This window comes from Methyloligella halotolerans, assembly GCF_001708935.1.
Taxonomy (GTDB): domain Bacteria; phylum Pseudomonadota; class Alphaproteobacteria; order Rhizobiales; family Methyloligellaceae; genus Methyloligella; species Methyloligella halotolerans.
Window position 1 is genome coordinate 173,835 of the sequence record NZ_MASI01000005.1, and the last position, 12,136, is coordinate 185,970.

A 12,136-nucleotide genomic window follows, 5' to 3' on the forward strand; every position below is an offset into this window, starting at 1 on the left:
AGCGCTCACGGGTTAGCCTATCTTGATTTTGGTGTCGGACGTGAATTCGTAAGGCGGGATCCACAAATTCTCAGGCGCAGGGCCTTTGCGGATCCGTCCCGCCGTATCGTATTGCGAGCCGTGGCAGGGGCAGAACCACCCGCCATACTCGCCCTTGTTGTCGCCGGGCGCCTGGCCCTTCGGAATGCAGCCCAGATGCGTGCAGATGCCGATCATGATGAGCCATGGCTCCTTGCCCTCCGCGGTGCGGTTGGCGTCGGTGGCCGGCGCATTCGCATCCACGTTCGGGTTGCGCGCATCCTGGTCCCGCAGCTCGCTCATCGGGACCTCCTTGGCCTCTTCGATCTCCTTGTCCGTCCGGTGACGGATGAAGATCGGCTTGCCGCGCCACATCACGGTGATCGCCTGCCCCACCTCGACGGGCGCAAGATCCACCTCGATGCTGGCCAGGGCCTGAGCCGAGGCGTCGGGGTTCATCTGGTCGACCAGCGGCCACAGGCAGCCGCGCCGCCCACCGCTGCAAATCCGCCCGCGGCGATCAGGATAACGTCGCGGCGGGAAACGTCGTCGTCAGTGTCGTCGGTCATCGAGTGTGACATGGCACCTTAGAAGGAAGACCTAGCGAAGTCGGGAAAGTTGGCGTCGGTTCGAAAAGGGCGGGCCGTAAACTGCCGAAGTATCCCCTGCCGCCGCGGGAACTGGACGCAACGCCACGAATCGATTGCCGGGCCTCTGAGGCCCTGGCCATCGTATCGGTCGCGATCCGCCACGTAAGCTCCCCAATTCACTTCCGGGAGTGACGCGAAATTAGGCAATAACCGCGAAGCCTGACACGTCGAACGTCCCGTTGCCCCGCGCATATGCTTCGGAGCATCTCATCTCGCCCTGTTTCTCGCATTGCTGGATTGCCGTTGTCCACCTTCACGAAACGGTCAAATTGGCGCATCTCGACGCACCCCAATCGGGGTATAGGCTGGCAGGAAACCAAGGGCGTAGGTGGCGCGATGCAGCCGCCATACGGTCGAGCTGGGAGGATGGCTTATGATTGAGCAACATAGCGCAACGGGGCCTGCAGCCGAGGCAGAGCTGGAAGAGCGGAAGACCCGTGCTCACGCCTGGTTCGGCCAGCTCCGGGACACGGCCTGCGCGGCCCTGGAGAAGATCGAGGCGGAGGCAGACGGCCTTCCCGGCACGGATGGCAAGGAGCCCGGCACCTTCTCCCGCAAACCCTGGACCCGCGAGAATCACGACGGTGCCGAAGGCGGCGGCGGGGTCATGTCCACCATGTCCGGACGGGTCTTTGAGAAGATCGGTCTCCACACCTCCACCGTCCACGGGACCTTCTCGCCGGAATTCGCCAAGCATGTCCCCGGCGCAGAGGAAGACCCGCGCTTCTGGGCGTCCGGCGTCTCCTTCATCGCCCATCCGGTGAACCCCAACGTGCCCACCGCCCACATGAACACCCGCATGGTGGTGACAACAAAAGGCTGGTTCGGCGGCGGCGGCGACCTGACCCCCGTGCTCGACCGGCGCCGCAATCAGGAAGACCCGGATTCCAAGAATTTCCACGCCGCCATGCAGCGCGCCTGCGAGGCTTCTCCCTCCGGCGACTACCCACGCTTCAAGGAATGGTGCGACGAGTATTTCTTCCTGCCTCACAGGAACGAGATGCGCGGTATCGGCGGCATCTTCTACGACTATCTCGACACCGGCGACTGGGAGGAGGATTTCAGCTTCACCCAAGGCGTCGGCCGTGCCTTCTACGATGTCTACGCCGAGATCGTCCGCCGCAACATGGACAAGCCCTGGGAAGAGGCCGACCGGGAGGAGCAGCTCATCCGCCGCGGCCGCTACGTGGAGTTCAACCTCCTCTATGACCGGGGCACCATCTTCGGCCTGAAGACCGGCGGCAACGTGGAGTCGATCCTCTCCTCCCTGCCACCGCTGGTGAGGTGGCCGTAAAGCCCCCTACCCGCGCACGCCCGCATACATCACCGGCAAATCCCCCGGCAGTGACGGACGAATGTCGAGGAGCTTGGCGCTTACGGCTCTGAGAAGCGAGACGCCGAAATCCGGATTCTGAACGAGAAGCGCGCCCGCGATCAGCAGCAATCCGAGGGCGACGCTCCCCGCGATCCATGCTCTCCCCCGTCCCATGATCCCCTCCGTCTTCCGGCTTGGCGCGCGTCATGCGCAGCCATGCCTGGAGGTCTAGGCGGGGGCGGCTGAACCCAATCTGAGACAGTTGTTAATCTCTTGTTTAGATTTATGGCAGGGGCTGCGCGAAGAAGGGCGTTAACCACCCGCTAACCGTGCCTTGATTGGGCCACGATATTGCCGCTTGCCAACCTGTCGCACCTAGCGCAGAATCCTTGCTACCGGGCGCCCACGGTGACGTAACGACCATTTGGGCGCGGACTTGGACGACGGCAAAGTGACTATCGGCCTGACCAAAAGAGCACGACCCTTTCCCGACATTTCAAGACGCCAGCGACGTTGCCGTGGGCAATGGCGACGGGCCCGTTCGTGTAAACTTCTACGGGAAAGGATCCCTACATGACCCGTGTCAATGGCACCGTGAAATTCTTCAATCATTCTCGCGGCTTCGGCTTCATCGCGCCGGAAGACGGCGGCAAGGACGTGTTCGTGCACGCTTCCGCTCTGGAGCGTTCGGGCATTCCCCCGCTGAACGAGGGCGACAAGGTCTCCTTCGAGATCGAGGACGACCGCCGCGGCCGTGGCAAGCAGGCCGCCAATCTGCAGCTCGGCTAAAGCCAGCGCAGAACCGGAATTTTCCGAAGAGCCGCCGGGTGCATCCCATCCGGCGGCTTTTTTTATGCGCGCGAACGTTCGGCCAACGTTTCGTTAATCCGCGGTTCAGCTAAGCGGCGCTATTTTGCCTTAAACCGCCATTAATCAATCGCGGCTGCTATCCCATTGAAGAATCGGCGTCTCCCCCATCGACAGGGCGCCGGACGAGGATCTGAGAGATGAAGACACTGAGCGCTTTTCTGGCCGTCGCCTGATCGGGCTTTCGGCGGTCTCTTACACGGTGCCCGCTTCTGCCGGCGATCGCTACTACCATGGCCGCAGCTACGATCGCGGATACGAGCGCGGCTACCGCCAGGGCAAATACAACTACAAGAACAACAACGGTGACGCACTGGCCGCCGGGGCCATCGGCCTGGGGCTCGGCGCCATCATCGGCAGCGCCGCCGCTTCCGCGCCGCCGCCTCCGCCGGCCTACTACAGCGGTCCGGCCTATTATGGACCGGTCGATTACGCACCTCCGGCCTGGTCGCCTGACTGGTACGCCTACTGCTCGAGCCGCTTCGGCAGCTTCAACCCGCGTACCGGTTACTATATGGGCTATGACGGCCGCCCGCATTTCTGCTACTAAGCCGCTAAACCTTACCGATCATTAGGGTTTTTTGGGGCTCGCCGGTCACCGGCGGGCCCTTTTCGCGCCAGCTGGGGACATTATTGACCGCCCATTTACTCCTGGGACATTTCGCGTCTTTAAGAAGCGCATTTGAAACTTGCGCGCGCGCGGGCAGTTTCGCAGAATTATTGGAGAAAAGAGTCGTGTTGCGATGCAGTCCCCACGCGCGGGGCGCATCCACACAATGGCATCAGCAAAAGGCGGAATAACCGCCATCGGCCGGCACCCGGATCGTGGGTAGCACCCGATGCCCAGGTTTTGGAGGACAAGGGACTCGAAAATGAGCACCGAAGTGAATTATGTCGACGGCATCCCGCGGGGCGATGAAGCGCCGCGCGACCGGCCAGATCCTCAGACAGAGCGCGAGGCGCTGAAGCTCATCAAGCCTCATCAGGGCATGGTCGCCTGGCCGACCGTCGCCCTCGCCCTGGCCATTGCCGTCTCCTTCGGTACCGTCGTGACCCTTGGGGTCATGGGCATCATCCCGCTCTGGCTCGGGCTGCTCTTCAATACCTTCATCCTCTATGCGGATCAGACGCCTCTGCACGAGGCTTGCCACGGCAACATCGCCGGCAAGGATTCGCGCATGGTCTGGGTGAACCATCTGGTGGGCTATGTCTGCGGCACCATCCTGCTGCACGAGTACAAGTCCTTCCGGCATATGCATCTCGCCCACCATCGCGAGACCAACAACCCGGACCTCGATCCCGATCATTGGGTCGACGTGAAGGGCTTCTGGAACGTGCTTTTCCGCTGCCTCACGATTGTCCCGTGGTATCAGCACTACTTCTTCAAATACATCGCCTTCAAACCGCATATCCCGGGCATGCGGCCGCTCGCCATCCACATAATGGTGATGCATGCGATCTATTACGGCGCGATCATCGCGTTCTGCTATTTCGGCTATTGGCGCGAGGTTTTCATGCTGTGGGTTTTCCCGCACATCCTGGCCTCGGCGCTGATCATCTACTTCTTCGCCTATATCCCGCATCAGCCCCATGTGGCGAAGCAGCGGTATCGCGACACCAACATCTTCCTGTTCAAGGGCCGGCTGAAGGAGCCGATCCTGACCTGGCTGTATTTCTTCCAGAACTACCACCTGATCCACCACCTCTTCCCGCGGATTCCGTTCTACCGCTACAAGGAGGCGTTCACGGATCTGCGGCCGGTACTGGAGCGCGAAAAGGCGCGTATTCGGGAGTTCGGCGACGACTATCATCCCGACGCGATCGGAGAGATCGGCGACGAGCCCAACGCCCACAACCCGGGCTAGGCCTCGCGACCGCGGGTTTCCAAAACCCGCTCATAGATGACGAAAGGGCGCCCGCGAGGCGCCCTTTTTGCGTCTGGAGGCTCCGCTAAGGCGAAGTCTGGCTAAAGCGCCTTCTTCTTCCCTGCCCCGCCGCCGGCGTCGTTCTCGAACGTCAAATCCGCCGGGGAGATCAGCACGGAGAATTGCTGGCACCAGATCACCACGCTTGGATACTTCGTGAGGTCCACGCCTGCGGGGATCTCGTATTTCTGGCTGCCTTCGAAGGCCCGTAAGCGCCCGAGATCCACATACATCGTGTCCTCGACATCCGCCTCGCTGCGCACCTTCTCCTTAGGCACGAGATAGACGTGAAAATCGGGACCAGGCCCCACCTCGAAATCCTTCTCCAGAAAGAGAATGCCGGGATAGACGCTGACCCTACCCTTTCCGTAATGGACGGGATCGGGGGGGTTGGCGTGGAGGAAAGAACCTTCCGCGACCAGATCTCCGGACTCGGCCGCCGTCAGCGTGTCCGTGCCGGCAGGCGGCGGAAACAGATATGGGAAGACGAAGAGCCCCGCCGCGAAACCGATAATGCCGCCGAGCAGAATGCCGACGACCAGCCCTTTCAGCCAATGCCACATGTTTCGTCTCCCCAAGCCCAACTTCGGCCAAGACTGGCATGGGGCCGACGGGAAGGCTAGCGGCGCGAGGGCGGCGCTCTAGTGCAACCGAAGCTCGCCCTCGACGAAATCGAACTCCGTCGGCGAGATCAGCCGCTTGTGTGCAACCCGAACCCGATAGAGCGGGCCTCGAGGTTTTCGTCCCAGAACGAAAGGAAATCCTTCAGCTTCGGGAAGCGCGGCGCCATATCGTATTCCTGCCAGATGAAGGTCTGCAGCAAGCGGTTATGATCGGGCAGTCGGTACAGGATTTCGGCGGTGGTGAGGGAAAAGCCGGCGAGCTGGGAAACGAGCGCATTGTCTGTCATTCGATAGAGCCCCTGCCTTTGGTCTTGTAAGACTCAAAATTAAATCGTTCCGCCCACAGACTGTCCAGGATTTATTGAGACAATTCAGGCATGTAGCAGCCAACCCGCAAGGCTGCTACCAAATTAGCACTCGCCTATTGAAAGTGCTAATAAGTGTCGCTAAATAGCCGCCGAGCGGGCCGCTATTTCGAGCACCCGATCAACGGGATAATTGGTTAGAGGAGAACAAAGCCATGCAGTTTCGTCCGTTGCATGACCGCGTCGTCGTGCGCCGTCTTGAAGAAGGCGAAAAGACGAAGGGCGGAATTATCATTCCCGAAACGGCCAAGGAGAAGCCTCAGGAAGGCGAAGTCGTCGCTGTCGGCCCCGGCGCCCGCGACGAGAAAGGCCAGGTCCAGCCTCTTGAGGTGAAGGCCGGCGACCGCATCCTGTTCGGCAAATGGTCCGGCACGGAGGTCAAGATCGACGGCGAGGATCTGCTCATCATGAAAGAGAGCGACATTCTCGGCATCCTCGAGGGCACCTCTTCGGCAAAGCAGGCCGCGTAACAGCACGCTGCGTCATTCATTTCCATTCACGGAGTAACGAGCCATGTCTGCAAAAGACGTGAGATTTTCCCAAGACGCACGCGAGCGCATGCTCCGCGGCGTCGACATCCTGGCCAATGCGGTCAAGGTGACCCTCGGCCCGAAAGGCCGCAACGTCGTACTGGACAAGTCCTTCGGCGCACCCCGCATCACCAAGGACGGCGTGAGCGTCGCCAAGGAGATCGAGCTTGAGGACAAGTTCGAGAACATGGGCGCCCAGATGGTGAAGGAGGTCGCATCCAAGACCAACGACACCGCCGGTGACGGCACCACCACCGCCACGGTCCTGGCCCAGTCCATCGTCAAGGAAGGCCTGAAGTCCGTCGCCGCCGGCGCCAATCCGATGGATCTGAAGCGCGGCATCGACATGGCCGTCGCCAAGGTCGTCGAGGACCTCAAGTCCAAGTCCAAGAAGATTACCGGCTCCGGCGAGATCGCCCAGGTCGGCACCATCTCCGCCAACGGCGACGAAGAGATCGGCCGCCTGATCTCCGAGGCCATGGAGAAGGTCGGCAACGACGGCGTCATCACCGTCGAGGAAGCCAAAGCCCTCGACACCGAGCTCGAGGTCGTCGAAGGCATGCAGTTCGACCGCGGCTACCTCTCTCCGTACTTCATCACCGATGCGGAGAAGATGCGGGTCGAGCTCGAGAACCCCTACATCCTCATCCATGAGAAGAAGCTCTCCGGCCTTCAGACCATGCTTCCCCTGCTGGAAGCCGTGGTGCAGTCGGGCCGTCCGCTCCTGATCATCGCCGAGGACGTCGAGGGCGAAGCCCTTGCCACCCTCGTGGTCAACAAGCTCCGCGGCGGTCTGAAGGTCGCTGCCGTCAAGGCGCCTGGCTTCGGCGATCGCCGCAAGGCCATGCTCCAGGACATCGCGGTGCTGACCGGCGGTCAGATGATCTCCGAGGATCTCGGCATCAAGCTGGAGGGTGTCACCCTCGACATGCTTGGCCAGGCCAAGAAGGTCCAGATCACCAAGGACGACACCACCATCGTCGACGGCGCAGGCGACAAGAAGGAGATCGAGTCCCGCGTCTCCCAGATCCGCGCGCAGATCGAGGACACCTCCTCCGACTACGACAAGGAGAAGCTGCAGGAGCGCCTGGCGAAGCTCGCCGGCGGTGTTGCGGTGATCCGTGTCGGCGGCGCCACCGAGATCGAGGTGAAGGAGAAGAAGGATCGCGTCGACGACGCGCTCAATGCGACCCGCGCGGCCGTGGAGGAAGGCATCTCCCCCGGCGGCGGTGTGGCCCTGCTCCGCACCATCTCGTCCCTCGAGGGCCTGAAGCCCGCCAATGACGACCAGAGCGTCGGCGTGAACATCGTTCGCCGCGCGCTCCAGGCGCCGATCCGTCAGATCGCCGAGAATGCCGGCGAAGACGGCGCGGTGGTTGCCGGCAAGGTGCTGGAAAAGGACGATTACGGCTACGGCTACAACGCTCAGACCGGCCAGTATCTCGACCTGGTCAAGGAAGGCGTGATCGATCCGGTCAAGGTGGTGCGCACCGCGCTGCAGGATGCCGCTTCCGTGGCAGGCCTCCTGATCACCACTGAAGCCATGGTTGCCGATATGCCCCAGAAGAGCGCTCCGGCCATGCCGGGCGGCGGAATGGGCGGCATGGGTGACATGGGCTTCTAAGCCTCCACCCATCTCTGTCTCGAACAACAAGGCCGCGTCCCTCGACCCGAGGGGCGCGGCTTTTTTATGCGCCCCTTTTGGGCGAAAGCGCCTGCAATTGACAGCGAACCGCCGGCTCCCTATCTACCCCGCTCGGGAAAAGGCCCCCGCCGCTCGCAAGCACACGCTTTTGGTAAAGTCCTTCCTTGAAGAAAACGCATCGGCCCGATCGCAACCAGTGCATCCGGCGCGGATGGCAAGGCGAGCCCCATCGGGAGCAAACCGCTCCATACTGCCGGCATGCGGAATTGCGAGAGGTTCGCGATGACGACGCCTATCACCTTACCGTCCCTGTTCGACCTGAAAACCGAAGCGCGGCAGCTTCGGCAGGACCTGGCCGCGTTCGGCACAGCCATCAGCCATGGCCAATCCCTTGAGCGGATCGCCAATCGCCACGCTATCGGGACTGGAATACCCTTCACGCCGCAATCGGCAACCGGCCTCCACGCCGGCCCCTGACCCTCGGCATGCGGCTGCGCGGCCGCTATCTCGGCCAAGCGTTCGAAGGGAAGCTCATCGCCGTCCAGCAGATGGGATCGTCCGGCCGTGTACGGATCACCGTGCAGTTCGAGGAGCCCGTCGATGTGGTCACCTTCGACAGCTTCTCCGCCTACCGCCGGCGGGTCTCCTGCATCGTGGATGAGACGGGCTGCACGGCCGAGAAGACCTCGGACGGCCGGCCCCACATGGAGATCGAAGCGACTGCGTAGAGGAAAATGGAAGGCGGCGTTTCAGAGCGCCGTCTTCTTCCTCGGTCCGCGGAGCTGTCAGACCTTCGACGCGGCTTCCGCCTGCTGCAGCAGCATCTCGCGCTCGCCCTCGAAGCCGGCCTCGATCCAGGTCCGCTCCACCACCCGCAGGATGCGTCCCACCTGGGGTCCGCTCGGCACGCCCATCGCCATCACGTCCTCACCCTTCAGCGGAAACTCCGGCGCCTGCCACTGGTCGGGTAAAGCGTAAGCCGCCGTCCACGCGGTATCGTCCGCCGCGGCGCCCTCGTCCATCCATGCGGTAAGGAGACGCCGGCGATAGGCCTTGGGACCGATCCGGTAGATGAGATGCTTGCCCGTGGCCTCGTCCGGAGCGCCCTCGATCTGCAGCACGTCGGCCACTTCTTCGAGAACCGAGCGTTCCGCATTGCTCAAACGGAATCGCTCGGACAGCCGGTCCACATCCTCCTCGACGAAAACGGCGAGCGCGGCGAGGCGCAGAGCGGCGTCGGGCGCAGCTCCGACACCCGCTTCGATGCCTGCAAGCCTGAGGAACTGTGGAAGCCGCGGCGCGCTTCCGAGAATTTGTGTCAGCAACCCATAATCGTAGAGCAGTTCAACAACCTCCGCCGCCCGCGGGGCGGTCAACAGTCGATTCAGCTCCGCCCAAACACGCTCCGCGGACAGGCCGCCGAGCCCGTCCCGGAGGCGGACGCATGCTCTGAGCCCGTCCGGATCGATGTCCCCTTCCCCGTAGATCGCGAAGAAGCGGAAGAAGCGCAGGATCCGCAGATAGTCCTCTTCGATCCGCGCGGCGGCATCGCCGATGAACCTGACACGCCTCGCTTTCAGATCCTCATAGCCGTCGAGCGGATCGTGCACGGTCCCTTCAGCATCGGCATAGAGGGCGTTCATGGTGAAGTCGCGCCTACGCGCGTCCGCCGCCCAGTCCGTCGTGAAGCGGACCGTCGCGTGGCGGCCGTCCGTCTCGACATCCTCCCGGAGCTCGTGACCTCGTGGCCGATTCCATCGGCGACCACGGTCACCGTGCCATGCGCCAAACCCGTGGGCACCGCCTTCAGACCGGCCGCTTCTGCCAGCGCCATAATCCGCTCCGGCTCCGCCGTGGAAGCGAAATCCACCTCCGCCACGGGAAGCCCCATGAGAGCGTTCCGCACCGCGCCGCCGACGATTCTGGTTTCAACCCCCTCTTTGTTCAGCGCAACGAAAACGGCTTGGGTTGCCGGTGCTTCGAACCAGAGGGCGTCATTGAGCGAAGGGAGAGACATAAGCGTGTGTGCCAAAACATGGGGACGAAGAGAGGATCTTCGCGAACCGATGGATCAATCGAGATAGCCGGGCTGAATCTTGCCATCGTGATAGACCGGCGGGTGATAGGTGGTGCCGGGACTGCCGCTGTCGAAAGAGACCAGGGTCACCATGCCGATAATCAGAAGCGCAAACCCTGCACCGATCAGCCATACGACTGGAATATCGTCCCACGCCGAGAGGTTGTTCGCGTTCTTGGTCAGCAGGACGTAACCGGCATAAGCAATAAACGGCAATGAAAACAGTAAGATATTAAGCAGAACAATCCGCAGCATAAAGACCTCTCAACCTCAGCACGTCTCCGAATGGAGATCGCCGTGGTCCAGACAGCATAGCGGTCGGTGGCACTCAATGCGATACGAAGAGAAACTGCCGAGCCGAATTGGGCGCGCTTAATCGCTCTCCGGAAACGGGAAGAAGCTGCCGGAGCTCCAAATCCCGAGCTCGCCATCCTTTTCCACCGCGCGTTCAACGAGATCGTAGAACACCGAGCGGGCGATTCGGGCTTCCAGCGCCCCCCGCACGCGTACGAACGGCGTGAAGCTTCCATCCTCCTCGCTCCGGAAGCTCAACGGATGCTCCCCATCGGCCTCGACGTCGTCGTCGAGATTGGTGCGGAAGCGCAGCGTCTGATCGGCTCCCTCGCCGGTCACATCCATTGCGACCGCGACGAAAGGCGAGTCCTCCACCTCGACCGACACCTTCTCCACCGGGGTCACGAGATAGTGAATGCCGTCCTCTTCCTTGCGCAGTACCGTGGAGAACAGCTTGGAAAGCGCGATCCGCCTGATGGGGCTCCCCTGATAGTACCAAGTGCCGTCCCGCGCGATTTTCATGCCGATATCGCCGCAAAGCTCGGGCTCCGGGCGGCTGGCCTCGGATGAGGCTCCGCCCCGCATCTTCGCCAGCTCTTCGGCGGCGTCTTGCCGGTTATCCTTTGCCCTGTCTTGAGCCATGAACAAAATTTAATCCCTTGTGCCTGCGTTCGCCCCTAGATTGCTTGGTCAATCAGGATCAAGCGGTCACTATTGTAACCAATTTGCCGCCGAGACTGGCGGCCCGTTCGCAGTCCGGCCGGCCAATCCCATGGATCGCGCCAGGCCACCCTCTCCGCCAGAGACGAACCCACGACGGTACGCATGACAATATCCAACCCGACTGAAGACGAACTTGTCGACCTGATCGAGGAGGTCGGCGCCAAGATCCAGGATGTCCGCGAAGCCACCAGCTCGGTGATCTTCGGCCAGGAGAAGGTCATCGACCTGACCCTGATCACCCTGCTCTCCGGCGGCCACGCGCTCCTCATCGGCGTGCCGGGGCTCGCCAAGACAAGCCTCGTGGAGGCTTTGGGCGCGGTGCTCGGTCTCGACAACAAGCGCATTCAGTTCACCCCGGACCTAATGCCCTCGGACATTCTCGGTTCCGAGGTGCTGGAGGAAGGGCCGAGCGGCGAGCGAAGCTTCCGCTTCGTGCCGGGCCCCGTCTTTACCCAGCTTCTGATGGCCGACGAGATCAACCGCGCCAGCCCGAAAACCCAGTCTGCGCTGCTCCAGGCCATGCAGGAAAATCATGTCAGCGTCGCCGGCCACCGCCACGACGTACCCCGGCCCTTCCACGTGCTGGCCACCCAGAATCCGCTGGAGCAGGAGGGCACCTATCCCCTCCCCGAGGCGCAGCTCGACCGCTTCCTGCTGCAGATCGACGTCTCCTATCCGGATGAGCTGGCCGAGCGCCGGATGCTCATGGCGACCACCGGCGTAGACCGGCGCCAGCTCGACACCATCCTCAGCGCCGACGAGCTGATGCTGGCTCAGACCCTGGTGCGCCAGCTTCCCGTCGGCGATCAGGTGGTGGACGCGATCCTGCAGCTCGTCCGCTCGGCCCGGCCGGGCCAGACCGCCAATGCCGAACTCGACGAGCTCATCGCTTGGGGCCCCGGCCCCCGTGCCAGCCAGGCACTGATGCTGGCGGTCCGCGCCAAGGCGATGATCGAAGGACGGCTCGCGCCTTCCGTGGATGACGTCATCGAGTTGGCAGAGCCCGTGCTGAAGCATCGCATGGCTCTCACCTTCACCGCCCGTGCGGAAGGCATCCACATCTCGGATCTGGTGGCCCGCCTCGTCGAGCCGCTTCGATAAGGA

Annotated in this window: 12 protein-coding genes and 4 pseudogenes; 8 read left to right on the plus strand and 8 right to left on the minus strand. The window is 62.4% G+C overall.

Going from position 1 to position 12,136, the window contains the following annotated elements:
* Positions 1–12 precede the first annotated feature (12 nt).
* A pseudogene (gene petA, locus A7A08_RS10730) lies at positions 13–587 on the minus strand (ubiquinol-cytochrome c reductase iron-sulfur subunit).
* Positions 588–1,041: 454 nt separating this feature from the next.
* Here petA and hemF point away from each other — a divergent pair.
* Positions 1,042–1,962: an oxygen-dependent coproporphyrinogen oxidase gene (gene hemF / locus A7A08_RS10735; protein WP_069095473.1), complete on the plus strand. Its 921-nt coding sequence runs from the start codon at positions 1,042–1,044 to the stop codon at positions 1,960–1,962.
* A gap of 6 nt (positions 1,963–1,968) precedes the next feature.
* On the opposite strand, the gene A7A08_RS16000 is transcribed toward hemF, so the two are convergent.
* Positions 1,969–2,157, minus strand: a complete 189-nt coding sequence (locus A7A08_RS16000) for a hypothetical protein (protein ID WP_141693952.1) — start codon at positions 2,155–2,157, stop codon at positions 1,969–1,971.
* A 399-nt stretch (positions 2,158–2,556) separates the two neighbouring features.
* Here A7A08_RS16000 and A7A08_RS10740 point away from each other — a divergent pair, with 399 nt between their 5' ends.
* The 3 genes from A7A08_RS10740 (at position 2,557) to A7A08_RS10750 (ending at position 4,715) form a co-directional block, all read left to right on the plus strand.
* Entirely contained in the window at positions 2,557–2,772 is a 216-nt protein-coding gene (locus A7A08_RS10740; RefSeq protein ID WP_069095474.1) for a cold-shock protein, read from the plus strand.
* Positions 2,773–3,052: 280 nt separating this feature from the next.
* Positions 3,053–3,400 carry a BA14K family protein gene (locus tag A7A08_RS10745; RefSeq protein WP_245290889.1) on the plus strand — a complete coding sequence of 116 codons (348 nt, stop codon included), beginning with the start codon at positions 3,053–3,055 and terminating at the stop codon, positions 3,398–3,400.
* Between the two features lie 322 nt (positions 3,401–3,722).
* Entirely contained in the window at positions 3,723–4,715 is a 993-nt protein-coding gene (locus tag A7A08_RS10750; RefSeq protein WP_069095476.1) for a fatty acid desaturase family protein, read from the plus strand.
* 101 nt (positions 4,716–4,816) lie between these two features.
* Here A7A08_RS10750 and A7A08_RS10755 read toward each other — a convergent pair whose 3' ends face one another.
* Positions 4,817–5,338, minus strand: a complete 522-nt coding sequence (locus tag A7A08_RS10755; protein ID WP_069095477.1) for a DM13 domain-containing protein — start codon at positions 5,336–5,338, stop codon at positions 4,817–4,819.
* 78 nt (positions 5,339–5,416) lie between these two features.
* Positions 5,417–5,685: pseudogene (locus A7A08_RS10760) on the minus strand (usg protein).
* 233 nt (positions 5,686–5,918) lie between these two features.
* On the opposite strand from A7A08_RS10760, the gene groES reads away from it, so the two are divergent.
* From groES to A7A08_RS10775, 3 genes and pseudogenes are all read left to right on the plus strand, one after another.
* Positions 5,919–6,233: a co-chaperone GroES gene (gene groES, locus A7A08_RS10765; protein WP_069095478.1), complete on the plus strand. Its 315-nt coding sequence runs from the start codon at positions 5,919–5,921 to the stop codon at positions 6,231–6,233.
* A 43-nt stretch (positions 6,234–6,276) separates the two neighbouring features.
* Positions 6,277–7,917 (plus strand): chaperonin GroEL, encoded by a 1,641-nt coding sequence (gene groL, locus A7A08_RS10770; protein WP_069095479.1) that lies wholly within the window; start codon positions 6,277–6,279, stop codon positions 7,915–7,917.
* Positions 7,918–8,220: 303 nt separating this feature from the next.
* A pseudogene (locus A7A08_RS10775) lies at positions 8,221–8,666 on the plus strand (glyoxalase superfamily protein).
* A gap of 57 nt (positions 8,667–8,723) precedes the next feature.
* Here A7A08_RS10775 and A7A08_RS10780 read toward each other — a convergent pair.
* From A7A08_RS10780 to A7A08_RS10790, 4 genes and pseudogenes are all read right to left on the minus strand, one after another.
* Positions 8,724–9,599: pseudogene (locus A7A08_RS10780) on the minus strand (tRNA nucleotidyltransferase/poly(A) polymerase-related protein); the annotation flags it as partial.
* Positions 9,578–9,955 (minus strand): tRNA nucleotidyltransferase/poly(A) polymerase family protein, encoded by a 378-nt coding sequence (locus tag A7A08_RS16895; RefSeq protein ID WP_342586662.1) that lies wholly within the window; start codon positions 9,953–9,955, stop codon positions 9,578–9,580. The pseudogene A7A08_RS10780 and the gene A7A08_RS16895, both read right to left, overlap by 22 nt.
* A 54-nt stretch (positions 9,956–10,009) precedes the next feature.
* Positions 10,010–10,270 (minus strand): DUF6111 family protein, encoded by a 261-nt coding sequence (locus tag A7A08_RS10785; protein WP_069095480.1) that lies wholly within the window; start codon positions 10,268–10,270, stop codon positions 10,010–10,012.
* A gap of 117 nt (positions 10,271–10,387) precedes the next feature.
* Complete coding sequence (locus A7A08_RS10790; protein WP_069095481.1) at positions 10,388–10,951, minus strand: DUF1285 domain-containing protein; 564 nt, start codon at positions 10,949–10,951, stop codon at positions 10,388–10,390.
* 183 nt (positions 10,952–11,134) lie between these two features.
* On the opposite strand from A7A08_RS10790, the gene A7A08_RS10795 reads away from it, so the two are divergent.
* Entirely contained in the window at positions 11,135–12,133 is a 999-nt protein-coding gene (locus A7A08_RS10795; RefSeq protein ID WP_069095482.1) for an AAA family ATPase, read from the plus strand.
* The last annotated feature ends 3 nt before the right edge of the window (positions 12,134–12,136 follow it).